Here is a 25,704-nt window from a genome sequence, read left to right as displayed (position 1 = left end):
CGCCGGGTCGGTGAGCAGCACGGCGATCGCCTCGGCGAGCTCGGGCCGGTACGAGAGGCTGATGCGCCCGTCGTCGCCCGGTCCCGTGATCCGCCCGTCGCGATCGAACCACGTGGCGATCTCGTCCGCGTACATGCCGTTTCGCACGGCGGCGAAGGGAATGCCGGAATCGGCCAGCATCGCCTCGGTCGCCCCGTGCGAGCGCGCGTGCACGAACGCTGCGTCCGGGCTCGCACCGACGAACGACAGGTAGACGATCCGGGCGACGTGCCTCCGGGCCGCGACGGCGATGAAGCCGCGGTGAAGGACGATGCGACGGTCCGGCGGCTCGTGCATCGAGACCATGAACACGCGGTCTCCGGGCTCGAGCGCGTCGAGCAGCGCGTCCGGCTCGTCGTAGCCCGCGAGCGCGACCTCGGCGCCGCCGAGGTCGGGAAGGCGCTCGACGTTTCGCGTCACCGCGCGGAAGGGGACGCCGTGACGGGCGAGCTCTTGCGCCACGAGGCCGCCGACCCGGCCGCTCGCACCGGTGACGACGATCACGGGCTCATCGGATCAGAAGATCTCCGGGCTCCACGGAGCCGGGGCGCTGCGGAACGCGGCGTCCACACGTCCGAGGCCTCCGCGGGCCGACTCCTCGACCAGCCCCACCGCGGCGAGCTGGGCGAACGAGTGCCCTCCGAGATACGCCGCTCCCAGAGCCTCGACGGGAAGCCGCACGTCCGGGCGCCGGCGCGCCGGCCGCACCCTGCCGTTCTCGATCGTCCACGTCCCGACGTTGTCCGGGAAGTGTGGATCGGAAACCACCTCCACCGTGACGCGTCCGTCCGAGGCGTACGTCCGCCCCGCGAGGGCCGCGGGGACGTCGACGAGGCGGATCCAGAGCGCGTCCCAGAGCGTGAGCCGGAGCTTGTTGATCCTGTCGACGAGCAGCGGCAGAGGATGGTCGAGGGGAAGGTGGTAGGCGGCGACCCGGTCGGTCCAGTCGATCTCGAAGAGGAAGCGCCATACGTCGCGCGTCGCGGCGTCGTCGAGGCCGAACGCCTCGAGCACGCGGACGGTCTTCGTCCAGCTCTCCGGCGAGGAGCCTTCCTGCACGAGCCGGTAGAGCGCGTACCCGACGGAACGGCCCTCGCGCTCGAGGAGCGCCCGCACCAGCGGGCCCCCTCCCCGGCGGCGCTCCGGCGCGTCGTCGAGGCGACGCGACGCCCACCACTCTCGCGTGCGGACGATCATCGCAGGTCTCGTCCGGGCCACGCGGTCGTAGACGCGGGGGAAGGTCTTCAACGCCTCCTCGTGCGACACGAGCCGTATGGACGCATGTGGCCCTGAGCCACGCACGATCGATACCGCGCTGCGGTCGGCGTCGAGGTTGAGCGACGTCGACGCGAGCCCGTAGCCGAAGCGGCCGTAGATCGTCTCCTCCGACGCCCAGAGCGCCGCAATCGGCTCGCCGCGCGCGCGGATGTCGCGCAGCTGGGCGTCCATCATGCGCCGCAGCAGGCCGCGGCGTCGATGCGTCGGCAAGACGCCGACGACCGTGACTCCCGCACACGGCAGCTCCCCTCCCGGCACCGTCAGCCCGAACGGGAAGACGCCCGCGCCCGCCACGACCACGCCGTCGTCCCACACGGCGTGCATCCGATCGAGTGGAAGCAGCTTTGCGAAGCGGGCAGCGTCCTCCTCGGTCGGCTGCCAACCGAAGTAGTGCCCGATCGCGGACGCGGCGGCGGCCCACTCGTCCAGGTCGCGTGTGGTGCGGACGCGATACGCCATCCGCCGATCCTATGCCGCCGGGGCCGCGCTCAGACCTTCTCGAGCGGCGCGTAGTCGAGCATCAGCCGCCGCTCGCTGCCGTCCGCCGCGAAGCGCACGGTGACGACGCCGTCGGGCTCGATCCGCGTGACGACGCCCTCGCCCAGGGAGCCGTGTCGCACCGAGTCGCCCGTCGAGAGCGCCGGGACTGCGCGCTCGTCGCGCGGCGTGACCTGCCGGGGCGACTGCGCGTAGCCGGACCACGAGGCCGGCTGGAGGCGCTCCCGCTCGACGGACGCCGGCAGCTCGTCGAGGAAGCGGGACGGCAGGTTGTACTCGCGGCGGCCGTAGAGCGAGCGGGCGGTCGCGTGCGTCAGCGTCAGCCGCTCCATCGCGCGTGTCATGCCGACGTACGCAAGCCGGCGCTCCTCCTCGACCTCGTTCTCCTCGAGCGAGCGCGCGTGCGGGAAGATTCCTTCCTCCATCCCGATCAGGAACACAACGCGGTACTCGAGACCCTTGGCGTTGTGGATCGTCATCAGCGTCACCTGGGCCTCGTCTTCGGCGAGGGTGTCCTGGTCGGACTGGAGCTGCACCTCCTCGAGGAAGCCGGAGAGCGTCGGCTCCTCGGTGCGGGCGCGGTACTCCTGCGCCGAGCCCACGAGCTCGGAGAGGTTCTCTATCCGGCCGCGGGCCTCGATCGTCCGCTCGGCCTCGTAGGCCTCCACCGTCCCCGACCGTTCGAGCACGGCCTCGACGAGCTCGTCGATCTCGAGCTCCTGCGCCGCTGACATGAGCGACTCCATCATCGTGCGGAAGCCACGGATCGCACGCGCGCTCGCGGTTGCGACGCCCGCCGCCTCGGGGTCGGCGGTCGCATCCCAGAGGGAGATCCCGAGCGCCGTCGCATGCGCGACCATCCGCTGGATCGACGTGTCCCCGATTCCCCGCCGCGGGCGGTTCGCGATCCGCATCAGCGCCACGGCGTCGTCCGTGTTGTCCAGGACCGAGAGGTACGCGACCACGTCCTTGATCTCGGCGCGCTCGTAGAAGCGCGGCCCGCCGATCACCTGGTACGGGACGCCTTGCCGCACGAGCACGTCCTCGAGCACGCGGGACTGCGCGTTGGTGCGGTAGAAGACGGCGATCTCGGACGCCGAGTAGCCAGACTCCACCTGTCGCGCGATCTCCGCGGCGACAAAGCGGGCCTCGGCATGCTCGTCCTCGACCTCGACCACCTCCACGGGGTCGCCCTGGCCGAGCTCCGACCAGAGCCGCTTCGGCTTGCGGTCGCGGTTGTTGTCGATGACCGAGTTGGCCGCCTCGAGAATTGCGTTCGTCGAGCGGTAGTTCTGCTCGAGCGCGATGGTGTCCGCCCCGCCGAAGTCCTTCTCGAAGTCGAGGATGTTGCGGATGTCCGCGCCGCGAAAGGCATAGATCGACTGATCGGGGTCGCCCACGGCGAACACGTTGCGGTGCTTCGCGGCGAGGAGCTGGAGCAGGCGGTACTGGGCGTGGTTCGTGTCCTGGTACTCGTCGACGAGGACGTGGTGAAACGTCGACTGCCAGCGCTCGAGCGCCTCCGGGAAGCGCTCCAGGACGTCGACGGTGAGCATCAGCATGTCGTCGAAGTCGACGGCGTTCGAGGCGAAGAGCCGGCGCTGGTAGAGCTCGTATACCTCGGCGACGGTCTGGTCCCAGAAGGACGCGACGCGCGACGTGTACTCCTCCGGGCCGATGAGCTGGTTCTTCGCGTTCGAGATCTGCGCGTGGATGCCGCGCGGCGTGAACCGTTTCGGGTCCTTCCCGAGCTCCTCGAGGCACGCCTTCACGAGGCGCACCTGGTCGGCCTGGTCGTAGATCGTGAACGACGAGCGGTAGCCGAGCCGCTCGGCCTCCCGGCGCAGGATGCGACCGCAGGCGGCGTGGAAGGTGAGGATCCAGATCGCGCGGGCGGTGCGGCCGAGGATCCGCTCGAGACGCTCCCGCATCTCGGTCGCGGCCTTGTTCGTGAACGTGATCGCGAGGATCTCGTTCGGCTTCACGCCGTGCGCGCGAATCAGGTGTGCGACCCGATGCGTGAGGACGCGCGTCTTGCCCGAGCCCGCGCCGGCCACGACGAGAAGCGGCCCGTCGACGTGGAGCACGGCTTCCCGCTGGGCCGGATTGAGCCCTGCGAGGAGCTCCTCGTGGGGAGTCACGGTCACGGATCGATGCTAGCCGCGCGTTCTCTCAGCCCATGCCGAGCGAGATGATGCCGCGGTCGATCAGCCCCTGCGTGAAGGCGGGGACGGGCATCAGCTTGACGCCGTAGGCATCGCGCAGGAACCACTCGAAGTACACGAACGCGCTCGAGCGCACCGTTCCGAGACGCTCGAGCCGGTCGAGATCGCAGACGGCGAGCCTCGAGCGCAGCTCCGGCCGGTCGAGGAAGAGGGTGACGAGGCCGTCGAGATCGCGCTCGACGTCGCCGAGGAGCATCGTCGGGGTGCTCGTCGCGAGGCGGTCGACACCGAGGAAGCCGTTGCGGAGCTCGAAGCGGCTTTCCTCGGCTCTCCAGCGGACGCTCAGGCGGGTGTCCTCGTCGCTCGAGACCTCGACGTCGTCGAGCTCGTCGCGGCAATGGCCTGCGAAGCCGGCGAGCACCTCCCCTTGCGTGGTCGTGAGGGCGCCCCACTGGACCGGCCGCCCTGCGGCCCGACCCTCGAGCACGCCCACGACCTCCTCGCGCCGTGCGGGCTCGAGCAGCCCTTCGGCCTCGAGCTCCTCGACGAGCCCTTCCGGGGCCGCGCCGTCGGGGAGCGCGCCGATCCGCTGATCGGTCAGCGCCTCGAGGACCTCCGCCTGCTCCTGCGTGAGCACGGACACGTTCTACGCGCTCTCCCTGATGACACCGAGGAAGACGTCGGGCGAGACCTCGGTGATCGGCAGGTGGAGGCCTCCCGAGGCATCCGCCAGCGCCGGCCCGCAGCTCTCGCCGGCCCGCTCGGGCGAAACGGCGTCGACCACGACGCAGCCGACGCGGCCACGGCGGATGAGGCGGCCCTCTGCGAGGACGTCGGCCAGCGGGTCGCCGCCGCGGCGCAGCGGCACGTTGGGCAGGCCGTCCGTGACACAGACGACGAGCGGTCGCGCGTTCGGGCGCTTCTGCAGCTCCTGGCGGACGACGCGCCGCGCCAGTTCGAGCGCCCCGGCGAGCGGCGTCCGGCCGCTCAGCGGGATTCGGGTCAGTGAGTCCGCGGCCAGCCTCAGGCTGCGCGTGGGTCGCAGCACGAGCGCCGCCTCTGGAACCCCGCTCTTGAAGGCGACCACCGAGACTCGGTCGCCCCGCGCCGACGCGTCCTCGAGCAGCCGGAAGACCAGCCCCTTCACCTGCTCGACCAGCCGGTCGGCGTGGAGCGAGTACGAGTTGTCGACGACGAAACACACCTCCAGGGGCACAGGGTGCTCGCGCACCTTCCGGCGGAGGTCCTCGGCCGAGACGGCGAAAGGCTGTGCGCGTCGACCGGCTCTCCCCGCGGCCGCCCGGACGGTCGCGTCGAATGCGACGTCGTGGTCGCGTCGTCCGGCGATCCGCGGCCTCGAGTACTTCCCCCGGCGCAACGCCACGAGCGACCGGTCGCGGCGGCCGATCGCCCCGCGCTCCAGGCGGTCGGGCGGCCCGGGCCGGTCGAGCACGCGGCGAGGGTCCGCCTCGAGCTCCGCGATACCGGGCCGGCCCTCCAGCTCGTCTAGTGCAGTGTCCGTCCCGGCCTCACCGGGACCGCCGCTTTTTTTTCGCTCGTCTCCGCGTCGAGTGCGTCCTCGAGGATGCGGCGAAGGAGCCGGTCGTCCAGCCCGGAGGCGGGCTCGAACGGATCGACCGGGACGCGGTGACCGAGCGCGAGCCCCGCAGCGTCGAGGAGGTTGGCCGGCTCGACCGCGTCGTGCCCGTCGAGCGCCGCAAGGGCCTTGGCGCACTGCAGGATCGTGACGTCGGCGCGATGGCTCGCGACGCCAGCGCCGGTGACGAGCCGGGCGATGGCCCGGTACAGGTCCGGTGCGACGGCGACGGCTCCGACGCGGTCGCGTGCGGACTGGATCGCCGCGGCGAGCTTCGACTGCTCGTCCGACCAGCCGGCGGCGAAACCGGAGGGGTCGGCGGTGAACGCCTCGCGTCGGCGCAGGATCTCCGCCCTGCGTCCGGGATCGGAGAGCGCGTCGACGCCGACGCGTAGCCCGATCCGGTCGGCGAGCTGCGGCCGCAGCTCCCCCTCCTCGGGGTTCATGGTCCCGACGAGCAGGAAGCGAGCCGGGTGGGACACCGAGACGCCCTCCCGCTCGACGACGTTGACGCCGAGCGCGGCGGCGTCGAGCAGCACGTCGCAGATGTGGTCGTCGAGGAGATTGATCTCGTCGACGTAGATGATCCCGCGGTTCGCCTCCGCGAGCAGGCCGGGCTCGAGCGCCATGACGCCCTCGCGGAGCGCCCGGGCGATGTCGACCGAACCGGCCACGCGGTCTTCGGTGGCGTTGAGCGGCAGGTCGACCACGCGCACGCGGCGGAGATGGGAACCGAGGTGCTCGCCGCGCGCGACCCGCTCGCGGCACGAGCTGCACGGGTCGGCCGGGTCGCACGAGAACGGGCAGTCCGCGACGACCTCGATCTCCGGCAGGAGCTCGGCGAGGCCGCGCACGGCCGTGGACTTCCCCGTGCCGCTCGGCCCCTCGACGAGAACGCCCCCGACCGCGGGGTTGACGGCGTTGACCAGGAGCGCCTGCACGAGGCGCTCCTGGTCGACGATCGCCGTGAACGGGTACAGGCTCACGTGAGGACGAGCGGCTTCCCGAACGTCGGCTCGGCCTGCGGGATCGGCGCGAAGTGCCACGTCCCGATGAGCGGCACGGCCGTGTCGCGGTTGACCTTGACGTCGATCACGTAGGGCGTCCCGGCCGCGAGCGCGGTCTCGAACGCCGACCCGAGGTCGGCCGGGTCCTCCACCGAGATCCCTCCGGCGCCCATCGCCTCCGCCATCTTCGCGAAGTCGGGGTTCCAGAACTCGCCGGTCGAGTGCTTGACGAAGCTGGTGCCGATCTCGCGTCCGTCCATGTAGAACCGCTGCAGGTCGCGGATCACGCCGATCGTGTAGTTGTTGAGGATCACCCAGACGGCGGGGATCCCGTACTCGGTTGCCGTCGCGACGGCGCCGGGGAACATCATGAAGCTGCCGTCACTCGTGACGCAGACGGCGGGCTGCTCCGGCCGCGCGAGCTTGAGCCCGAGCACGCCGTACGTGCCGAAGCCCATGCCTGCGAAGCCGCCGGGCGTGAAGACCGTCTGCGGCCCGTAGACGTCCCAGTACTGCTCGACCCACGTCTGGTGGTTCCCCGTGTCGGTGATCATCAGCGTGTCGTCGGGCGCGGCGGCCCGGAGCTCCTTGATCGCGCGCCGCGGGTCGATCGGCACGGCGTCGGAGGCCTTTTCCTGCTCGATGAAGTTCGACCACTCCTCCTTGTAGGCCTCGACCTGGCCGTGCCACGGCGAGCGGTCGCGCTTCGGCCCTTGCTGCTCGGCGAGCGAGAGGAGCTGCTTCAGCACCTCGCGGACGTCGCCGACGATGCCGAGCTCGGTCGGGTAGTTCCGGCCGATCTCCTGCGGGTCGATGTCCACGTGGATCAGCTTCGTCGGCGGGATGTTGTACGTGTAGCCCGGCAGCCACGAGGAGCTGTGGATGTCCGAGAACCGGCAGCCGAGCGCGAGGATCACATCCGCGTTCCGGGCTGCCTCCTGCGCCGGGTACTCGCCCCAGCAGCCCGCGATCCCGAGATGCAGCGGATGCCGGGCCGAGAGAGCGCCCTTGCCCATGAACGTCGTGTAGACCGGGACGTTCACGTGCTCCGCGAACGCGGCGAGCTGCTCGCTCGCCTCCGAGCAGATCACGCCTCCGCCCGCGAGAATCAGCGGCCGGCGCGCGCCGAGGAGCAGCTCGAGCGCCTTTGCCACCGCCTCGGGAGAGCCGGGGGTGCGCCAGTTGAGCTGCAGCGAGCGCTCGGCGGGGTCCGGCACCTCGACGTCGGCCTTCGTCACCCAGAGGTCGTACGGCACGTCGAGGTGGACGGGCCCGGGCCGTCCCTCACGTGCGAGCTTGAACGCCTTCGGCAGGAACTTCCCGAGATCAGAGACCGAATGGGCCTGGAAGCTCCGCTTCGTCATCACCTTCGCGATGCTCGGGTAGTCGGCCTGGAAGTAGCGGTACTCCTCCTGGAGGGCGCCGGAGTCGTACTGGGTGGTCGCCACCTGGCCCGTGATCGCGATCATCGCGGAGGAGTCGTAGAAGGCGTTCGCGACGCCGGCCGTGAGCAACATCGGCCCCGGCCCGGTCGACGTGTAGACGGGAATCACCTCGTGGCTCACGCGGTAGTACGCGTCGGCCATGTAGGCCGCGCCGGTCTCGATGCGGGGGAAGACGACCGAGATCTCGTCCTGGCGGTCGAAGACACCGTCCAGAAGGCCGACAGCGCCATGGCCCGCGTACCCGAACAGGTACGGCACCTTCTCCCGGATCAGGTACTCGACGACGAGGTCGGCGCCGCGCATCTCGCTCATGCTGGCTCCCTTCACACTCGATAATCGATGACCGATCGATCTTACGCAGATCGCCGCGCGGCCCATCCGGACAAACCCGCAGCTACGGTCCGGCGGTGCTTCGGGAGGGAACGCTCGACGACATCGCGCGCGCTGCGGCGTTGCGCCAGCGCGCCTGGCCCGAGTCGATCGTCACCGAGGAGGGCATGCGGCACTGGCTCGCGGGTATTCCGTCGCGGGCGGGGCACACGCTCCTCGCGTGGGAGGACGCCGGCGAGCTCCTCGGCTGGGCGCACGCGGGCCGATCCTGGTGGCACGCGGATCCAGCCGCCGGAATGCTCTCGCTCACGGTCGATCCGTCGCGGCGCGGCGAGGGCATCGGCACTGCCCTGGCCGAGGCAGCCGACGAGCACCTCGCCCGGCTCGGCGTGGGGACGACGCGGGCCGGTTCGCTCGACGAGCCAGCAGCCCGGGCGCTTGCGTCGAGGCGCGGGTTCACCGAGATCGCGGCGGCGACCGTGTCCGGCGTCGATCCCCGGACGGTCGAGCCACGCCCGGTGCCAGCGGGCATCGAGCTCGTACCCCTCGCCGAGCTCGACGACCCGAAGCCGATCTACGAGCTCGACCTCGAGCTCTCGCAGGACATCCCGAACGAGGACTTCGACGCGATCGAGCTCGAGGACTGGAGGGCCCAGTTCTGGAGGAGCCCGCTGATCGACGACGACGCGAGCCTCGTCGCGCTGGTCGACGGCGAGCTCGCCGGCATGACGATGATCCGGGTCGACCGGCCGAGCGGGCGCGCGCAGAACAACCTCTGCGGCGTCCGCCGACCACACCGCGGCCGGGGACTCGCGCTGCTCCTCAAGTCGCACAGCCTCCGTCGCGCGGCGGAGCTCGGCGCGACGATCGTCCTCACCGACAACGACGAGACGAACGCGCCGATGCTCGCGGTGAACACGAGGCTCGGCTACCGGCCCTACGCGCGCCGGCTCGAGTGGGAGCGCGCGGCGGGCGCCGCTACCAGCGCACCGTGAGCTCGACGTGCGTGCCGAAGCCCGACGGGCGCCGGACGCGGAAGGTGTAGGTCCCGGCCGGGAGCGGCTCGAAGGCGCCCTTGCAGTAGTACGACCCGGCTGCGCCGTCGCAGTGCATGGTCGCCGTGTCGAGCAGCGGGCCACCGTGCGGCGCGTGCTTCCCGAGCAGGACGAGCTGCGTTCGGCCGACGGTCCGCGTGCGCAGGAGCACCGAGAACGACGCGGGCTTGCGGACGACGACGCTGACCTGCACCGACCCGCCCGTCGTGACGAACTGCTCGAGATGCACCGTCGCGGCGTCGGCGGCGACGGGGAGGCTCAGCGCGGCGGCCGATACAAGGGCGAGGACGACGTGGCGGCGCACTCTACGAGCCCCTCGACGGAAGCACGGCGATCCGGTCGTCGAGCGTCACGACGCGCACGGAGGCACCATAGTGCTCTGCGAGCGCCGACTCCGTGAGCACGTCGGCGGGAGCTCCGTCGGCGACGATCCGTCCCTCGGCCAGGAGGAGCACACGGTCGGCGTACTGCGCGGCGAGCGTGAGGTCGTGCATCGCCGCCACGAGCGTCAGCCCGTCCGCCGAGCGGAGCGCGTCGAGCAGCTCGAGCGCCTGTTGCTGATGGCCGATGTCGAGGGCAGCAGTCGGCTCGTCGAGGAGGACGATCGGCGCCTCCTGCGCGAGGGCGCGGGCGACGACGACGCGCTGGCGCTCGCCGCCGGAGAGCGTCCCGAGCGCCCGCTCGGCGAAGGGCTCCAGCCCGAGCCGGTCGAGCGCGCGCGCGGCCGCATCGCGGTCGGCGGCTCCTTCACGCGCGAGCGGCCCGAGATGCGGAGTCCGGCCCATCAGCGCGTACTCCGCGACCGTCAGCCAGGGGGGTGTCTGGGGCTCCTGCGGTACGACGGCGAGCAGCCGCGCCCGCTCGCGCCGCTCGAGGTCGGCGGCCGGCCGCTCGAAGAGCGACACGTGCCCCTCGTACGGGAGGAGCCCCGCGATCGCGCGGAGGAGCGTCGTCTTGCCGGCACCGTTCGGGCCGATGAGCGCCACCCACTCGCCGCATTCCACCTGTGCCGTCACCTCCCGCACGACCGGACGACCGCCCAGCCTCACCGTCACGCCGTCGAGTGCGATGGCGCTCATGCGCGGCCTCCCCGCGTCCGGAGGACGAACGCGAAGAACGGCGCGCCGAAGAGCGCGGTGATCACGCCGATCGGGACCTCCGCCGGGGCGAGTGCCGTCCGGGCGACGACGTCCGCGAGGATCAGGAACCCCGCACCGACGACGAAGGAGAGCGGAAGCAGCCCGCGGTACGACGTGCCGACCACGAGCCGGATCGCGTGCGGGACGATGATCCCGACGAAGGCGATCAGGCCGCACACCGCCACCGCAGCGGCCGTGCCGACGGTCGCGGCGACGACCAGCGCGAGCCGCGTGCGCCGCACGTCGACGCCGAGGCTCGCAGCCTCGAGGTCACCGAGGCTCAGGACGTCGACGACGCGTCGCATGGCGACGATCACCGCCGTCGCGAGCAGGACGTACGGTGCGAGGACGGCCACGTCGCTCCACCCCGTGTTCGGCAGGCTCCCGAGGATCCACGAGGTGACCTCCTGGAGCGTCTCCGTGTTCTGCTGCTGCACGAACGTCTGCAGCGCGGTGAAGAAGCTCGCGACCGTCACGCCGGCGAGGACGAGGGTCGCGGAGTCGCGCTCCCGGCCGGCGGCGCGGCCGATCCCGTAGGCGAGCACGACGGCGACGGCCGCACCGGCAAACGCCGCGAACGGCAGCACCTGCCGTCCCTCGAGCGCGTGCGGGAGGTACGCGATCGCAAGCGTCGCGCCGAGGCCCGCGCCCGCGGCGACCCCGAGCAGGTAGGGGTCGGCGAGCGGGTTGTGGAACACGCCCTGGTAGGTCGCACCCGCGACCGCGAGCATCCCGCCCACGAGCGCCGCGAGGAGAACGCGCGGCACGCGCAGGTCCCAGAGGATCGACTCGTGGGTCGCGTCGAGCGGCGACGTGACGCCGGGGATGCCGAGCTTCTCGCCCAGCGAGCGCAGCACGTCGCCGACCCCGATGTCGACGGGGCCGGCGACGACGCCGACGACGAACGCGACGGCGAGAAACGCGAGCGCGCCGAGCGCCCACCCGGGCGTGACCCCGCGAACGCGGATCGTGCGCACCGGTGCGGCGGCGGCCTCCACCCGACGCTACTGGCGCCCGAGCCGCTGGAGCGCGGTGCCGACCGCACGCACCAGGTTCACGAGACGCGGCCCCCACCGCGAGGCGATCGAGTCGTCGAGGCGGACCACCGAGCCGGTCCGCACGGCCGCGATCCGCGACCAGCCCGGCCGCGCGGCGACCGTCCGCACGCTCTGCTCGCAGCAGACGGTGTCGGCCAGCACGATCAGCCCGGGGTTCGCGGCGACCACGTACTCGGGCGAGAGCTGCGGGTACTCGGTGCCGCCCTTCGCCGCGTCCGCGATGTTCCGCAGCCCGAACATGGCGTAGACCCGGCCGACGAACGTGTTCGACGTGAGGCTGAACAGCGTCGGGTCGAGCTCGTGGTAGACGGTCACTCCGGTCGCCTTCGCTCGGTTCCTGGCGACGATCGCCGCGATCCGCTGCTTCATGCTCGTCACGAGCCGGGTCGCCTCGACGGTGTGCCCCGTCACCTTCCCGAGCTGGCGGATCTGCTGGTACGCGCCGCGCAGCGTCGCGGCCGCGTCCTGGTGGACGACCGGAATGCCGAGTCTGCCGAGCGCCTCGGAGAGCCCCTTCGGGTCGTACGAGATCACGACGAGGTCGGGTCGGTACGCGGCGATCGCCTCGACGTTCGGCGTGAAGCCCGAGAGCGTCGTGCGCGGCGCCGCCGCCGGGTAGTCCGAGCGCTCGTCGACGGCGATCACCTGCCTGGCGGCGCCGATCGCGAACAGCGTCTCGGTGGCGGTGGCGGAGAGCGAGACGATCCGGGTCGGTCGCTTCGCGACCGTCACCTTCCCGTTGAAGACGGTGATGGTGGCCGGGAACGCTGCCGGTGTGGCAGAGGAGGTGGCCGAAGCCGCGGGAACGAGGACGAGCGCGAGGGCGCTCAGCGCCGCCGCGAGGGCGAAACGTGCCATGGGTGCATCTCCTTCTCCCTTCCGCGAGGGGGTCGAGGCGTCGGGAGAGCGGCAGGTCTTCTGACTCGGGGCCCCCTCCCCCGCCGCCTTCCCGGCCCGTGGGCCAGTGGCGTCGTGGCGGGAGAGCGTCTCCCCTCACAGCGGCGGGACCGTCCCGGACTCGCACCGGGTTCCCTCACCGCGCTCCTCTCTGGTGGCGCGAGCCTACCACTCCTCGCGGTGGCTCACGTCGGCGCAGCGTGGCCAAGCGCCTTCTTCGGACGTCGGGGAGGGCGGTATGGCGCCGCCCTCCCATGGTCGTCAGTCACGAGACGGCCGGGCCCGCCGATCTGTGCGCGCGCACGCCCAGGCCCAGGGCACCGAGACCGAGGAGGGCCACGGCCCCGGTCGCAGCGAGCGCTCCGATCGCGGCGTCGAGCCAGTCGAACGCGCCCGCGGCCTGCCGCGCTTGCTCGAGCTCCGCCTGTCGGTAGTACTGGGCGGCCGCCACCCAGCGAGACCCGAGCGCCTCGAGTGCCTGCGGGGGTAGACCCGTCGCCGTTCCCGTGTCAGACGACCCTCCGTAGTGCTCCGCCATCACCTGGTAGCGCTCCCCCATCGCCTGAATCGCCTCGCGCGGAAGCGACGAGCTCGTCCCGTAGTGCTCGGCCATGGCCTGGTAGCGCTCGCCCAGCGCGCGGATCGCCTGTGGCGTCAGTGGCTCCGACGCAGCGACGGCCGCCGTCGTGAGCAGCATCGCCGCAAACACCGCACCTGCGATGAGACCGACGGCACGCTGTCCGTTCATGTCGCTCCTCCTTCTGTGTGCTGACACTGCGAACGTACGCCCGCAGCGGTCGCGCGAAAATCGGCGCAGCGGCCGGTCTTTCGCCGGAGAGAGCTACTCGGGAACCGGCGGAACGGCTGGGCTTTGACCGTCGCCGTCAGGCGCCGATCCTGCGCTGCCGCCTTGCTGGGCGAGCGTGGCCGCGAGCTCCCCGCGTGAGCGAATGCCGAGCTTGCGGTAGATCTTCGAGAGGTTCCACTGCACGGTCTTGGGGCTGATGAAGAGCTCGTCGGCCACCTCGCGATACGTGCGTCCGGCGGCGACGAGGCTCGCGACCCGCTCTTCGGTCGGCGTCAGAGCTCCAGGTCCCGGCGCTCGGCCGCCGATTCGCGTCAGCTCCGCGCGCGCCTTGTCCGACCACAGCCTCGCGCCGAGCGAATCGAACACCGCGAGCGCAGCCTGGAGTGACTCGCGGGCGGCCCGCTTCTTCCGGGCCCGACGCTGGATCGTTCCCCTGACGAGAAGCGTGCGTGCGCGCTCGAAGGGCTCCCCGAGGCGCTCGTGGAGCTCGAGTGCGTGCTCGAGCTCGGTGTCGGCCCGCTCGATCTCACCGGTGGCCGCGCGCAACAGTGCGCGGCAGCGGCTCGCGATCGTCAACGCCCAGACGCGCTCGAGGGCTCTGCCCCTCTCCTCGAGCTCGTCGAGAAGCGCGGCCGCCTCCTCGATGCGACCGAGCGCGAGGAGCGTCTCGACCGCGTCGCCGTGGAAGCGGAAGAACGTCGGCTCGCCAAAGCCCGCCTCCCTGACGCCGTCGGGCAGCGGGCCGAGAAAGCGATGCGCCTCCGCCGCGCTACCCAGCGACAGCTCGAGGAAGCCGCGGACGGCGAGCAGCTCGAAGTACGCCGGCATGACTCCCATCCGAAGCGCCAGCTGTAAGCCTTCGTCCGTCGCCGAGCGGGTCGGCTCGACCAGGCCGAGGTGGGAGTCGACGCGCGCCCTGCCCGTCAGAGCGTAGGGCCGCTCGCTCTCGCCGGTCTGCGACACCGCCTCGTAGCCGGCCTCGGCATAGCGGGCGGCGACGGGCCAGTTGCCTGCCAGGCACTCGGTGCGCGCCAGTTGGTCCAGGACGATCGCCAGCGAGTGCTCGTCGCCCTGGGCGAGTACGTCTCGGCGGAGCGCCTCGAGTACGACTCGCGACCCGTCGAGGTTTCCGGCCCACTGGAGCAGCATCCCGTGGACCCAGCGCGGGCGGCTGAGGATCGGGTGCCAACCGACCTCGCTCTCGAGGGCCAGGGCGCGCTCGATCGTCGCGAACGCGATGCCGTCGCCGCGGACCGACTCGTGCACGGCCACGTCGGCCAGCGCACTCGCCAGCACTCCTGTCTCGCCGAGCTGCTCGGCCAGGTCGAGCGCATGGCGTGCGCGATCGTTCGCAGCGGCGACGTTGCCCACCTGGTGAATGCTCCACGCAAGTCCCCGCTCGGTCTCGATCTGCAGGCGAACGTCATCGCCGACCTCGGCGAGGGCCGCCTCGAAGAGCTCGGCACCGACGTGGTAGCCCTCCCTGAAGGCGCGGACCCACGCCAGCCGGTTGAGAGCCCGGGCACGATCGCTCCCGGGCGGCGAGGCGGCGACGATCTCCTCGAGCAGCGCGCGCGCACGCTCCGTCTCGCCCGCCTCGAAGAGACACTCGGCGGCCTCGATCCCCCGTCGGCCCGCCTCGCCGGCGACGTTGCTCGGCGTGAAGCGGCGGGCGTGCTCCCACAGCGCCGCCGCTGCGTCGGGGGCTCCGCGGGAGCGGGCTCGGCCGGCGGCTTCGTCGAGCTCGGCTGCCAGCTTCGCATCGGGCCCGGCAGCGGAGAGCGCGAGATGCCCGGCGCGCTCCTCGGGATCCTCGAGCACCGTCGCAAGGCGGGCGTGGAGCTCGCGACGCTCTGCGCCCGTTGCACCCGCGTACAGAACGGATGCCAGGAGCGGATGCGTAAAGCGCACGCGTTCGCCGTCGACCTCGAGCACACCCGTATCAACCGCCTCGTCGAGAGCGTCGTCGGTGCCGGATGTCCCTGCAGCGGCACGCACGAGGTCGACCGTCGCCCGCCGCAGCACCGCGACGACGAGGCCGACGGCACGGGCCGGTGACGAGAGGCCGGAAAGGCGCTCGACGACGAGCGCGCGCAGGTTGTCCGGAACCGGGAGCGGCGCACCGGGCGTCCACGGCCGCTCGAGCTGGTCGATGCTCCTTGCGATCTCGAGCGCAAAGAAGGGATTGCCGCCCGATGCGGCGTGGAGCTCTTCGAGTGTCGGGCGGTTGAGCTGGACGTCGGCGCGGTCGCGGAGCAGTCGATCGAGCGTGTCCAGGTCGAGAGGCCCGACGGCCAGCCGCTCGAAGCGATCGTCCGGCAGCGCCAGTTCGGTCAGTCCGGGCATGTTCCCAGCCTCCAGCCGGCGGGCGACCAGCAGTCCGATCGGCCCTTCTCTGAGACGGCGGGCGACGAACTCGAGCGCACTCGCCGACGGTCGGTCGAGCCACTGGACATCGTCGACCGCCAGGAGGACGGGTCTGCTCTCGGTCAGCGACCGCACGACGCCGAGGAGGCCCAGCGCGACCGCGCGCGGAAGCGGCGCAGGGCCTTCGGCCTCCCTGCGCAGCAGTGCCACCTCGAGCGCGCGCCTCTGCGGCTCGGGGAGACCCGACATCGCTTCGGTCGGGACGTCCTCCAGCAGGTCGCCCAGCGCGGCGAAGGCGAGCTGTGTCTCCGAATCGACCGGCCGGCTGACGAGCACGTGATACGACCGCGTCCGGGCGCCGGCGACGACGCGCTTCCACAGTGTGGTCTTGCCGATCCCCGCCTCGCCTTCGAGAAGGAGCCCGGCCGGGTGCTCCGCGGCGGCGTCGAGAAACCGAGCCAGCGAGTCGAGCTCGCGCTCTCGTCCGACCACCGCTTCGGATTGCGAGGACATCGCGACTCCTCAGGCGCTTGGATCCTATCCCCCCGTCGGCAAGATCACGGCGCGCGTGCGACGCGACCACGCATCTGTGTTTCGCGCCGTCGAAGGTAGCCCATCGTAACGAGCTGCGATCGCGCCCCATGGGCTCGCCAAACGGCTCGCACCGGCTCGTGAACCGCATGGTTGAGCCACGCTTCGCGCGCTGCCGGCGTGCCTACCATTCGGCGATGTCCACGTCGGCCCTGACAACGCCACGCTCCGCGTGGGCGGCATGGCTGCCCGTGCTCGCCTGGGCCGCGGTGATCTTCGCGTTCTCCTCGATTCCGAGCCTCTCGAGCGGCCTCGGCGGCTGGGATCTCCTGCTGCGGAAGCTCGCGCACGTCACCGAGTACGCGATCCTCGGCGCGCTGCTCCTGCGCGCGACGCGGCGGCCGGGTATCGCGCTCGGTCTCGCTGCGCTCTACGCGATCTCGGACGAGGTGCACCAGCACTTCGTCGAGGGACGGCACGCGGCGGCGCTCGACGTGCTCATCGACGCGACCGGTGCGCTCGTCGGCGTCCTCGCGTGGGGCTGGCTCTCACGGCGGCGCGAGGCTCGCTGACAGCGGTCCGTAGAATCGTCTCGATGGAGCGGAAGGACGTCCCCGACCGGCAGCTCGACGCGCTGCTCGAACGGCTCGACAGGATCGCCGCGCAGCTCGAGCGGATCGACGCCCGGCTCGAGGCGAGCGAGGGGCTGCTCCAGGTGAGCCGCGAGCTGCGTGCGCTCAACGACTCGCTGAACGCCGTCGCCTACGCGGCGCTCGGGCAGTCGCCGCAGGTGCGGCGGCGCGCCGGCTGACGGCCCCGTCGAGGCCGGGGTCAACGCGCGAAGCGGTAGATCGTCCCGGCGCCGGACACGGCGTAGAGCGTCGCCCCGTTCAGGCTCTCCCCGAAGGACGTCAGCTGCGGGACGTTGACCGGCTCGCGCCGGAGCGCGCCGCCCTTCGTCCCGATGCTCCAGATCTTTCCGCTGCAGTAGTCGCCGAAGACGTAGCGCCCGGCGAGGCGCGGGACCGCCTTGCCGCGGTAGACGTAACCGCCCGTGACCGAGCAGCCGTCCGCGTGCGTGTACTGCGCCACCGGCTGGATCAGACGGCCGGGGCCGAGCGTGTCGTCGCCGAACCTGCTCCGTCCCTCGAAGACGTTCCAGCCGAAGTTGACGAGGCCGGTCGTACCGTGGGGTAGGCGGTCGATCTCCTCGATGGCGTTCTGGCCGACGTCGCCGATCCAGAGGTCGCCGGTGCGGCGGTCGAAGCTGTAGCGCCACGGGTTGCGCAGCCCGATCGCCACGAGCTCCGGTGTCGGCTGCGCCTTCGCGACGTCGAGGCGGAACATCTTGCCGAGCAGCGTGTCGGGGTTCTGGGCACGGTCTTCGGGATCGCCCCCGGAGCCACCGTCGCCGAGGCCGACCCAGAGGCTCCCGTCGGGCCCGAACACGAGATTGCCCCCGTTGTGGTTCGAGTACGGCTGCTCGACGCGCAGGATCTCCCGGGCGCTGCCGGGAAGCGCGCGCCCGTTCGCGGCGCGGTAGCGCACGACCCTCGTCGAGCCGTCGCCGCGCGCGGTGTAGTTCACGTAGAACGTCCTGTTGCGCGCGTACCCCGGCGAGAACGCCAGCCCGAGCAGGCCCTGCTCGCCCCCCGCGACGACGAGCGAGCGGACGTCGAGGAACGGCCTCGGCCGCGCGCGCCCGCGCTCGACCACACGGATGAGACCGCCCTGCTCGACCACGTACAGCCGGCCCGGCTCCCCGGGCGCCTGCGTCACGAGCACCGGCGCCGAGAGGCCACGCACGACCACGGCGAGCCGCGGGGACGCGGTCGGGGCTGCGTCCGAGCCCCAGGCGGCGACGGCGAGACCGCCGACGACGACGAGTGCGAACAGGAGAGCGCGCACGTTTGTCGAGGGTACCGGCGAAGGCGCATCGGTCGGGGTAGGCTCCGCCGCCGTGAAGATCGTCGTCGTCGGGGCGGGTCAGGTCGGGTCGACCATCGTCGAGGCGCTGCACGGCGAGCACGACCTGACGGTGATCGACACCGTCAGGGACCGGCTCGAGCCGCTGGCCTACCGCTACGACCTGCGGACGATCGAGGCGAACGGAGCAAGTCGCCGCGCGATCCAGCAGGCGGGCACCGCCGGCGCCGACCTGTTCATCGCCTGCACGTCGCGCGACGAGGTGAACCTCGTCGCGTGCTCGTTCGCCAGGGTCGAGGCCCCGCGCGCGACGATCGTGATCCGGACGTCCAACGTCGAGTACATCGATCTCTGGCGCGAAGGGCGGCTCGACGTCGACTTCGCGGTCTCCTCGGAGCTCGAGACGGCGCACGCCGTCGCCCGCTCGATCGGGATGCCGTCCGCGAGGCAGACGGACACGTTCGCCGACGGCCAGGTGCAGATCGTCGAGTTCGCGATCCCCGAGGGCGCCGACCCGGCCGTCGTCGGGCGTCCGCTCCGGGACGCCCCGATCCCCGACGACTCGCGCGTCCTCGCCATCATCCGCGGGGCGTCGATGACGCTCCCGGGCGGCGAGGACGTGATCCGTGAGGGCGACCGGATCGTCGTGATCGGCTCCCCGGCCGCGGCGCGAGCCTGGGGGGCGCTGCTCGCCCCCGGCGAAGGAGTCGTCGAGGACGTCGTCGTCTACGGCGGCGGACAGGTCGGCGCGGCAATCGCCCGGACGCTCTCCGACCAGGGCATCGGCGTTCGGGTGATCGAGCCGGTGCTCGAGCGCGCCCGCGAGGTCGCGGAGCAACTGCCCCGCTGCCGCATCTACAACGCGACGGGCATCGACGTGGACTTCCTCGAGCGGGAGCGGATCGGTCGAGCGCAAGCGGCGGTCTTCGCGATGAAGGAGGACGCGAAGAACCACTACGCCGCGACGCTCGCGCGTGTCCACGGCGTGCGGTTCACGATCGCCGTCGTCCACGACGCGATCTCGACCGAGGTCTACGAGCTCTCGGGCGTCGACGTGACGATCAACCCGCGGGGCGTCACCGCGGAGGAGATCGTCCGGTTCGCGCACGACCCGCGCACGCAGCAGGTCGCGATGCTCGAAGGCAACCGCTACGAGGTGCTCGACATCACGACGCAGCCGACGAGCGAGTACGTCGGGCTGCGGTTCCGCGACATGCCGATCCGGGGCGCGCTGATCGGCGCGATCGTGCGCGACGGGAAGGCGGTGTTCCCGAGGAGCGACGAGGTCTTGCAGGCGGGCGACCGCGTCATCGTGTTCACCGAGAGGGCGCGCGTCGGCGACGTCGAGAAGGTGTTGTGAGCCCCTACCGCGCCGCCCGCATCGGCGAGCGGGCGTGGCTCGGGATCGACCTCGCCGGGGCGCTCGGGCTGACGGGGACGCTCCTCGCGTATCTCAGCCTCTCGTCGCTGATTCCCGCGGCCGTCGCGATCGGCTACGGCGAGCCGTTCTGGCCGTTCCTCGCTGCCGGCGCGATCGCGGGCGGGGGCGGCCTGTCGCTCGCACGGCTCGGCAGGCGTCGCGCCGCGGGGCCGATCGGCTTCCGCGAGGGCTACCTCGTCGTCTCTCTGACCTGGCTGCTCGCAGCCCTCTACGCCGGGCTGCCGTATCTCTTCTCGGACGAGGCGCAGCTGTCTCGTCCCGTGGACGCGTTCTTCGAGGGCATGTCGGGGTTCTCGACCACGGGGGCCACCGTCGTGACCGACGTCGAGAGCCTCGACCGGTCGATCCTCCTCTGGCGGCAGCTGAGCCAGTGGCTCGGCGGGATGGGGATCATCGTCCTGGCTCTGGCCGTGCTCCCGCGGCTGCGGATCGGCGGGCGCCAGATGTTCGAATCCGAGCTCCCCGGCCCCGAGGTCGACCAGCTCGCCGAGCGGATCCGAGATACGGCGCGCCGCCTCTGGCTCCTCTACATCGGCCTGACGCTCGTCCTGATCGGGGCGCTGCTCGTCGTCTGGCTCGCGGGGCTCGACGACGCGCTCAGCCCCTTCGAGGCGATCGGCAACGCCCTCTCGACGATGCCGCTCGGCGGCTTTGCGACCGAGAACCGCTCGCTGGAGGAGTTCGCCCCCGTGACGCAGTGGATCATCGCCGCCTTCATGGCGCTCGCGGGACTCAACTTCGCGCTGCTCTACCGCACGCTCGTGCGCCGCGACGCACGCGCGCTCGCGCGGGACGAAGAGGCGCGGCTCTACGGCCTGCTGCTTCTGCTGGGGTCGATCCTGGTCTTCGCCGAGATCGTCGACGACAAGCTGTTCTCGGGCGAAGAGGCGATCAGGCAGGCGTTCTTCCAGACGACCTCGCTGATGACGGGTACCGGCTTCGCGATCACCGACTACGTGGAGTGGCCCACGCTCGCGCTCATGGCAATGATCGGGCTGATGTTCGTCGGAGCCTCCGCGGGGTCGCCGACGGGATCCGTCAAGATCGTCCGCCACCTCCTCGTCGGCCGCCTGTTGCGCCGCGAGCTCCGCCAGACGATCCATCCGGAGCTCGTCCTGCCGATCCGCCTGAACGGCAAGCCCGTCGAGGAGCGGACGCTCCGCGCCGTGCTCGCGTTCGTCGTGATGTACATCGGCATCTTCATCGTCGGCGCGGCGCTCCTCGCGATCGACGCCCGCTTCGGGAGCGTCAGTCTCGACATCACGGACGCCGTCGCGGCGTCGGCCGGCACCCTCGGCAACGTCGGGCCGGGGCTCGGGTTCGCGGGCCCGATGGGAAGCTACGCGCCGTTCAGCGACTTCTCGAAGATCGTGATGGCGCTTCTGATGTGGATCGGGCGGCTCGAGCTGCTGCCCGTGCTCGTGCTGCTGACGCGGAACTACTGGCGCGTGTAGTCCTACTCCTCCTGCCCGGGACCCTCGGCGAGCAGCTTCCGCACCTGGCGGAACTGGCCGGCCTTCCCCACGACGACGATCGTGTCGCCGTCGAGAATCACGTCGTCCGGCTGTGCTCCGGCGATCGACTCCGACTCCCGCAGGATCGCGATCACCGTGACCCCCGTCCGCTTGCGGAAGGCGCAGTCGGCGAGCGTCCTGCCGTTCACCCAGCTGCCGTTCGGCACCTTGATCCACTCGATCTGGAACTCGCCGAGCGCCATCTCGAGCTCCTCCACGATCTTCGGACGCTCGTAGGCGCCGCCGAGGAGCGCGCCGAGCTGCCGTGCCTCGTCGTCGTGCAGCTCGAGCACGACCGCCGGCTCCTCGTCGCGCGCCCGCCGGTGGACGTAGACCTCGCGCTCTCCGTCGTTGTGCTGGATCACCGTCACGCGGCTGCCGCTGGCGGGCGTCATCACCCACTTCACGCCGACTCCCGGCAGGCGCGTCTCTTTCAGCTCGAGTGGCATCGCGTCTCCTTCGACCCTCTCATACAGTCAAGCAGCACGGTGCTCACCCCGGCGCCCTCGCCGGCGTGAGGAAGCGCCCGAGGCGCTTCGACTCCTTCATCAGCACGACGCCGAGCGTCGCGGTCGCGAGGACGTAGAGGCCCGCGAAGGCGACGATGTCGTCGCGGTGCGCCGCCGCGAGCGCGGCGTTCCCGGCGGCCAGCTGGGCGAGGATGATCGTGAACTCGCCGTGGGCGACGAGCGCCGCCCCCGCGTTCACCCCCTGCCGCACCGAGAAGCCGCCGGCCCGGCCCGCGACGACGCCGACGCCCAGCTTGCCGACCAGCGTCGCCGCCACGGCGAGCAACACGATCCAGCCGACGTCGCCGGTGCGATCGAGCTCGATCGTCAGGGCGAACGCGAAGAAGAACAGCGCGGCGAAGACATCCCGGACGGCGAAGAAGCGCTGCTCGATCTCCTCGCGGACACCGCTGTCGGAGAGGACGACTCCGGCCATCAGTGCGCCGATGGCCTCCGACATGTCGAGCTCCTTCGCGACGGCGCTCATCGCGATGACGAAGCCGAACACGGCGAGGAGGAAGAACTCGAGCTCCAGCCGGCCGAGGAGCCGGCCGAGCCATGCGCCGAGCCACCGCGAGACCGCGAGCGAGGCGGCGACGAACGCGAGCGCCTTGAGCGTCACTCCCGCCGTCGTCGCGACGGTGCCGCCGCCCGTCGCGACGAAGCCGAGCACGGCAGCGATGGCGATGTCTTCGAACAGGAGGATGGCGAGGACGAGATCGGTCTCGTCGTCCGCCAGGCGGCGGAGGTCGATCAGCGCCTTCACGGCGATCGCGCTCGACGAGACGTAGATGCACGCGGCGAGCACGAACGCGGCAAACGTCGGCCCGAACGCGGCGAGGCCGACGAGCAGCCCGAGCCCGGCGTTGACGAGGAGGTCGACGGCCCCTCCGAGCCCGACGTGCCGCCCGCTGCGGACGAGCCGGTCGACGCTGAACTCGAGACCGAGGAAGAAGAGCAGGAAGAGGAGGCCGATCTCGGCGACGAAGTCGGTCACCTCCGACGGCTGCACGACCTTCAGGAAGTCGGGCTCGTTGGGGCCGAGCAGGATTCCCGCGAACAGGTAGGCGGGGATTGCCGAGAGGCCGAACCGGCTCGCGACCAGGCCGAGAGCCCCGAGCACTCCGATGGTGACGGCGAGCTCGGCGAGCGTCATCCCCGCGCATTGTCGCGGAGGCGACGGCTCGGCGTCGCGATCAGCCGACGACGGCGCGCCGGAGGCGGTCTTCCACGCCCGGCTTGAGGATCGCGACCACCTGGTCGCCGGGCCGGATCACGGTGTCGTCGCGCACGATCTCCCCGACGCCGTTCCGCATCAGGGAGACCAGCTTGGCGCCCTCGGGGAGGGCGATGCCGGCGACGCGCTTGCCGGCCGCGGGGGCGTCCGGCGGCACGTGGAGCTCCACGAGCTCGAGACCCTCGCCGCGCAGCTCGAGCAGCTTGACGAGGTCGTGCTCGGGAACCTCGTGCTCGACGAGCCCGAGCAGGCCGGATGTCGCGCAGACCGTCTGCGTGATGCCGAGGATGTCGAAGTGCGGCTGGTTGCGCGGGTCGTTGACGCGAGCGATCGCCTTGGGAACGCCGTAGCCCTCCTTTGCGAGCTGCGAGATCACGATGTTGTCCTCGTCGTCTCCCGTGACGGCGAGGACGATCTCGGGCGGCCGCGCGATCCCGGCGCGCTCGAGGACATGGATCTCGGTCGCGTCGCCCTGGAGCACGATCGGTCCGAGCTCGGCCTCGAGCTGCTCGAAGCGGTCGCGTCGCTGCTCGACGAGCGTCACCTCGTGGCCCATCCGGACGAGCGACCGCGTGATGTTCGCCCCGACCTTCCCACCGCCCGCGACGATCGCGTACATGTCGGTCGTTACCCCGCGCTCCCGACCGGGCTCGCGTCGCACGAGCGCACGACGTCCGTCAGCGTCGCGATCGCGGTCTTGGTCGGGCACACGGTCCTCAGGCCGCGCTCGGCGTAGAACTCCGCCCGGCGCGGATCGAAGACGCGCACGACGACGCAGCCGACGTCGTAGCGGCGCTGGAGAATCTGGCCGATCACGACGTTCGTGTTGTCGCCGTCGGTGGCCACGACGGCCGCGTCCGCCGTCGCGACGCCGGCCCGGTCGAGCACCTCCAGGTCCATGCCGTGCCCGATGACGAAGCCGCCGCGCCACTCACCCAGCCGCGAGAGCGCGTTCTCGTCGTCGTCGATGCACGTGACGTCCCAGCCGTCGCCGGCGAGCTGCTTCGCGACGGACGACCCGACCCGTCCGCACCCGATGATCACTGCCTTCATGCGATTGAGGGTACTTGAGGTGTCACGCCTCCTCGAACACGCCCTCGGGGAACGCGACGACCAGCACCTCGCAGGGGGCGTGCCGGAGGACGTGGTCGACGGTCGGGGAGAAGAACCGCGACTGCCTCCGCCAGCGAGGCGACGACCCGAGCACGATCAGATCGGCGTTGCGGCGCGTCGCCTCGTCGACGATCGCGTGGCCGATCGAGCGTGCGCGGACGGCCTCGGCGCGGACGTCGACGTCGTTCTCCTCCCCGAGCGCGCGCGCCTCGTCGACCGACGCCTCGGCCTCTTCCGCGACGGCCGTGGGCAGGGGGGCGTCGAGGGCCCGTTCGCGCGGGACCTGGACGACGGTGATCGCCTCGACCCTGGCGTTCGATTCCTTCGCGAGGGCGACCGCGGTCGCGACCATCTCCTCGCCGATGTCGCCGAGCTTCATCGGCACGAGGATGCGCCGGAACGACGCGCCGACCGGCAGGGAGGCCCGCGGATCGACGCCCTCGAACATGCCTCGCTTCTGACGCATCCGCGTGACGGCGAAGATGACGAGACCGAGCGCGAGCCACGCCGGCCCCGCGTAGCGCGCGCCTTCGTGCGTCACCATCGCGAGCACGAAGATCACCGCCGTGAGGGGCGCGCCGACGAGCGCGGCGAGCGGCACGGCGACTCCGCGGATCCGAACGTCGGGCCGCGCACGGAAGGGACGCGGCAGGTCGGGCTCGCGCCGCCTGAGCCGGATCACGGCGAGCTGCGCGAGCGTGAACGCGAGCAGCACGCCGAAGCTGTAGGTGCTCGCCAGGAAACGCGCCTCGTCGTCGACCGTCGCGCCGGCGAGCACGATCCCGATCGCCATCACCGTGATCGCGGCGATCGTCTCCCTGGAGACGAGCGTGCGGCGCTCGAACCGCCCGAGCTCGCGGGGCAACATGCCGTGCGTGCCCATCGAGTGGGCGAGCCGCGCACAGCCCGAGATCGAGGTGGTGATCGCCATCACCAGGATCAGCGCCGCCGAGAGGCCGACCGCGACCCGGAGCATGTCGACGACATTCGCCGGCAACTCCCCTTCGAACGCCGTCACGATGCCGACGAGCGGCGCCTCGAGCCACTTGCCGCCGAGGTCGGACGACCCGCTCGCGCCCGGGAACGCCGTGACGCCGACGACGGCGACGAGCACGGTCAGCACCACGACGAGCCCGATTGCCGAGAAGAGCGAGCGCGGCAGGGTCCGGCCGGGCTCGCGGGCCTCCTCGGCGAGGTTCGCCACCGTCTCGAGGCCCGTGTAGGCGAGGAACCCGAGCGGGATCGCGAAGAGGAGATCGTCGAGCCAGTCCTGGCCCGGCGCCAGGGTGAGCCCGTTCTCGAGCGTCTCGGGCGAGAAGACGAGCGCCAGGCCGATCAGCACGATCAGCGTCTGCACGACGAGGTCGAGGAGGGCGACGACGAGCGCGGGCCGATGGAGTCGTGAGCGCCGCGCCAGCCGCACGATGCCGATGACGCCGATCGCGCAGACCGCGACCACGACGTCCCAGGGCGAGCTCCGGAGGCCCTCGACCTCGAGCGCCGCCCCGACGTAGTGCGGCAGGAACAGCGCCGAGAGCGCGATCACGATCAGGTAGTCGAGAAACAGCGCCCAGCCGGTGACGAAGCCGGCGAGGTCGTTGTACGCGCGGCGCGTGAAGGTCTCGGCGCCTCCGGTCTCCGGGATGGCGGCGGTTCCCTCGGCGTACGAGAGCGAGACGAGGAGGAAGACGAGGCCCGTGACGGCGAGCACGACCGGCGTGAGCCCGAGCGCAGAAGCCGCGACGATCCC

Annotated in this window: 24 protein-coding genes and 1 riboswitch; of the genes, 5 read left to right on the top strand and 19 right to left on the bottom strand. The window is 71.6% G+C overall.

The genetic code is table 11. The features are described from left to right. The 7 genes from VNM44_RS01250 to VNM44_RS01220 all read right to left on the bottom strand — a co-directional run. Nucleotides 1-543, bottom strand: a 543-nt coding sequence (locus VNM44_RS01250) for an NAD(P)H-binding protein (RefSeq protein ID WP_325621730.1), incomplete at its 3' end; no start/stop codon positions are given. 12 nt (nt 544-555) lie between these two features. After that, nucleotides 556-1,776 carry a GNAT family N-acetyltransferase gene (locus VNM44_RS01245; RefSeq protein ID WP_325621728.1) on the bottom strand — a complete coding sequence of 407 codons (1,221 nt, stop codon included), beginning with the start codon at nt 1,774-1,776 and terminating at the stop codon, nt 556-558. Between the two features lie 29 nt (nt 1,777-1,805). After that, a complete protein-coding gene (locus VNM44_RS01240) occupies nt 1,806-3,962 on the bottom strand; it encodes an ATP-dependent helicase (RefSeq protein WP_325621726.1) in 2,157 nt (718 codons plus the stop codon). Between the two features lie 25 nt (nt 3,963-3,987). Then, nucleotides 3,988-4,617 carry a hypothetical protein gene (locus tag VNM44_RS01235; protein WP_325621724.1) on the bottom strand — a complete coding sequence of 210 codons (630 nt, stop codon included), beginning with the start codon at nt 4,615-4,617 and terminating at the stop codon, nt 3,988-3,990. Nucleotides 4,618-4,626: 9 nt separating this feature from the next. Beyond that, nucleotides 4,627-5,433 carry a VWA domain-containing protein gene (locus VNM44_RS01230; protein WP_325621722.1) on the bottom strand — a complete coding sequence of 269 codons (807 nt, stop codon included), beginning with the start codon at nt 5,431-5,433 and terminating at the stop codon, nt 4,627-4,629. A gap of 53 nt (nt 5,434-5,486) precedes the next feature. After that, nucleotides 5,487-6,563 carry an ATP-binding protein gene (locus tag VNM44_RS01225; RefSeq protein WP_325621720.1) on the bottom strand — a complete coding sequence of 359 codons (1,077 nt, stop codon included), beginning with the start codon at nt 6,561-6,563 and terminating at the stop codon, nt 5,487-5,489. Next, nucleotides 6,560-8,341, bottom strand: a complete 1,782-nt coding sequence (locus VNM44_RS01220; protein WP_325621718.1) for a thiamine pyrophosphate-binding protein — start codon at nt 8,339-8,341, stop codon at nt 6,560-6,562. Before VNM44_RS01220 ends, VNM44_RS01225 begins: the two co-directional genes overlap by 4 nt. A gap of 95 nt (nt 8,342-8,436) precedes the next feature. Here VNM44_RS01220 and VNM44_RS01215 point away from each other — a divergent pair, with 95 nt between their 5' ends. Next, a complete protein-coding gene (locus VNM44_RS01215) occupies nt 8,437-9,354 on the top strand; it encodes a GNAT family N-acetyltransferase (protein WP_325621716.1) in 918 nt (305 codons plus the stop codon). Here the strand turns inward: VNM44_RS01215 and VNM44_RS01210 are convergent. From VNM44_RS01210 to VNM44_RS01185, 6 genes are all read right to left on the bottom strand, one after another. After that, on the bottom strand, nt 9,338-9,718 hold the full coding sequence (locus VNM44_RS01210; RefSeq protein WP_325621712.1) for a hypothetical protein: 381 nt from the start codon (nt 9,716-9,718) through the stop codon (nt 9,338-9,340). The two genes, VNM44_RS01215 and VNM44_RS01210, sit on opposite strands and share 17 nt — an antisense overlap. 1 nt (nt 9,719) lies before the next feature. Continuing rightward, nucleotides 9,720-10,493, bottom strand: coding sequence for an ABC transporter ATP-binding protein (locus tag VNM44_RS01205; RefSeq protein ID WP_325621710.1), 774 nt, complete (start codon nt 10,491-10,493; stop codon nt 9,720-9,722). After that, entirely contained in the window at nt 10,490-11,530 is a 1,041-nt protein-coding gene (locus VNM44_RS01200; RefSeq protein ID WP_414652948.1) for a FecCD family ABC transporter permease, read from the bottom strand. The genes VNM44_RS01205 and VNM44_RS01200 overlap by 4 nt, the downstream gene beginning before the upstream one ends. 27 nt (nt 11,531-11,557) lie before the next feature. Beyond that, nucleotides 11,558-12,469: an ABC transporter substrate-binding protein gene (locus VNM44_RS01195; RefSeq protein WP_325621706.1), complete on the bottom strand. Its 912-nt coding sequence runs from the start codon at nt 12,467-12,469 to the stop codon at nt 11,558-11,560. A gap of 33 nt (nt 12,470-12,502) precedes the next feature. Further along, nucleotides 12,503-12,696, bottom strand: a riboswitch (cobalamin riboswitch). Between the two features lie 77 nt (nt 12,697-12,773). Next, nucleotides 12,774-13,256: a hypothetical protein gene (locus VNM44_RS01190; RefSeq protein ID WP_325621704.1), complete on the bottom strand. Its 483-nt coding sequence runs from the start codon at nt 13,254-13,256 to the stop codon at nt 12,774-12,776. Nucleotides 13,257-13,349: 93 nt separating this feature from the next. Next, the gene (locus VNM44_RS01185; protein ID WP_325621702.1) at nt 13,350-16,196 is read right to left on the bottom strand and encodes a helix-turn-helix transcriptional regulator; all 2,847 of its coding nucleotides are present in this window, start codon (nt 16,194-16,196) and stop codon (nt 13,350-13,352) included. 215 nt (nt 16,197-16,411) lie between these two features. On the opposite strand from VNM44_RS01185, the gene VNM44_RS01180 reads away from it, so the two are divergent. Both VNM44_RS01180 and VNM44_RS01175 read left to right on the top strand, forming a co-directional pair. Next, nucleotides 16,412-16,786, top strand: a complete 375-nt coding sequence (locus tag VNM44_RS01180) for a VanZ family protein (protein WP_325621700.1) — start codon at nt 16,412-16,414, stop codon at nt 16,784-16,786. Nucleotides 16,787-16,809: 23 nt separating this feature from the next. Next, entirely contained in the window at nt 16,810-17,025 is a 216-nt protein-coding gene (locus VNM44_RS01175; RefSeq protein ID WP_325621698.1) for a hypothetical protein, read from the top strand. Between the two features lie 20 nt (nt 17,026-17,045). On the opposite strand, the gene VNM44_RS01170 is transcribed toward VNM44_RS01175, so the two are convergent. Then, nucleotides 17,046-18,122, bottom strand: a complete 1,077-nt coding sequence (locus VNM44_RS01170; RefSeq protein ID WP_325621696.1) for a PQQ-dependent sugar dehydrogenase — start codon at nt 18,120-18,122, stop codon at nt 17,046-17,048. 52 nt (nt 18,123-18,174) lie between these two features. Here VNM44_RS01170 and trkA point away from each other — a divergent pair, with 52 nt between their 5' ends. Continuing rightward, on the top strand, nt 18,175-19,500 hold the full coding sequence (trkA, locus tag VNM44_RS01165) for a Trk system potassium transporter TrkA (RefSeq protein ID WP_325621694.1): 1,326 nt from the start codon (nt 18,175-18,177) through the stop codon (nt 19,498-19,500). After that, entirely contained in the window at nt 19,497-21,035 is a 1,539-nt protein-coding gene (locus VNM44_RS01160; RefSeq protein ID WP_325621692.1) for a TrkH family potassium uptake protein, read from the top strand. Before trkA ends, VNM44_RS01160 begins: the two co-directional genes overlap by 4 nt. 2 nt (nt 21,036-21,037) lie before the next feature. Here the strand turns inward: VNM44_RS01160 and VNM44_RS01155 are convergent, their stop codons facing one another. The 5 genes from VNM44_RS01155 to VNM44_RS01135 form a co-directional block, all read right to left on the bottom strand. After that, nucleotides 21,038-21,544, bottom strand: a complete 507-nt coding sequence (locus VNM44_RS01155; RefSeq protein WP_325621690.1) for a cation:proton antiporter regulatory subunit — start codon at nt 21,542-21,544, stop codon at nt 21,038-21,040. A gap of 43 nt (nt 21,545-21,587) precedes the next feature. Then, nucleotides 21,588-22,760, bottom strand: coding sequence for a cation:proton antiporter (locus tag VNM44_RS01150; RefSeq protein ID WP_325621688.1), 1,173 nt, complete (start codon nt 22,758-22,760; stop codon nt 21,588-21,590). 40 nt (nt 22,761-22,800) lie between these two features. Beyond that, nucleotides 22,801-23,460 carry a TrkA family potassium uptake protein gene (locus VNM44_RS01145; RefSeq protein ID WP_325621686.1) on the bottom strand — a complete coding sequence of 220 codons (660 nt, stop codon included), beginning with the start codon at nt 23,458-23,460 and terminating at the stop codon, nt 22,801-22,803. A gap of 8 nt (nt 23,461-23,468) precedes the next feature. Next, nucleotides 23,469-23,894 carry an NAD-binding protein gene (locus VNM44_RS01140; protein WP_325621684.1) on the bottom strand — a complete coding sequence of 142 codons (426 nt, stop codon included), beginning with the start codon at nt 23,892-23,894 and terminating at the stop codon, nt 23,469-23,471. Between the two features lie 22 nt (nt 23,895-23,916). Then, nucleotides 23,917-25,704, bottom strand: a 1,788-nt coding sequence (locus tag VNM44_RS01135; protein WP_325621682.1) for a universal stress protein, incomplete at its 5' end; no start/stop codon positions are given.

This window comes from Gaiella sp. (genome assembly GCF_035558935.1).
Taxonomy (GTDB): domain Bacteria; phylum Actinomycetota; class Thermoleophilia; order Gaiellales; family Gaiellaceae; genus Gaiella.
The sequence above is the reverse complement of the archived record's forward strand: the minus strand, read 5'-3'. Positions and strand labels throughout refer to the sequence as shown.

Bases quoted from the DNA above. Each gene is read 5' to 3' on its own strand.
- VNM44_RS01245 (WP_325621728.1), bottom strand. From the start codon at position 1,776: ATGGCGTATCGCGTCCGCACCACACGCGACCTGGACGAGTGGGCCGCC.
- VNM44_RS01220 (WP_325621718.1), bottom strand. From the start codon at position 8,341: ATGAGCGAGATGCGCGGCGCCGACCTCGTCGTCGAGTACCTGATCCGG.
- VNM44_RS01205 (WP_325621710.1), bottom strand. From the start codon at position 10,493: ATGAGCGCCATCGCACTCGACGGCGTGACGGTGAGGCTGGGCGGTCGT.
- VNM44_RS01195 (WP_325621706.1), bottom strand. From the start codon at position 12,469: ATGGCACGTTTCGCCCTCGCGGCGGCGCTGAGCGCCCTCGCGCTCGTC.
- VNM44_RS01190 (WP_325621704.1), bottom strand. From the start codon at position 13,256: ATGAACGGACAGCGTGCCGTCGGTCTCATCGCAGGTGCGGTGTTTGCG.
- VNM44_RS01185 (WP_325621702.1), bottom strand. From the start codon at position 16,196: ATGTCCTCGCAATCCGAAGCGGTGGTCGGACGAGAGCGCGAGCTCGAC.
- VNM44_RS01180 (WP_325621700.1), top strand. From the start codon at position 16,412: ATGTCCACGTCGGCCCTGACAACGCCACGCTCCGCGTGGGCGGCATGG.
- VNM44_RS01175 (WP_325621698.1), top strand. From the start codon at position 16,810: ATGGAGCGGAAGGACGTCCCCGACCGGCAGCTCGACGCGCTGCTCGAA.
- VNM44_RS01155 (WP_325621690.1), bottom strand. From the start codon at position 21,544: ATGCCACTCGAGCTGAAAGAGACGCGCCTGCCGGGAGTCGGCGTGAAG.
- VNM44_RS01150 (WP_325621688.1), bottom strand. From the start codon at position 22,760: ATGACGCTCGCCGAGCTCGCCGTCACCATCGGAGTGCTCGGGGCTCTC.
- VNM44_RS01145 (WP_325621686.1), bottom strand. From the start codon at position 23,460: ATGTACGCGATCGTCGCGGGCGGTGGGAAGGTCGGGGCGAACATCACG.
- VNM44_RS01140 (WP_325621684.1), bottom strand. From the start codon at position 23,894: ATGAAGGCAGTGATCATCGGGTGCGGACGGGTCGGGTCGTCCGTCGCG.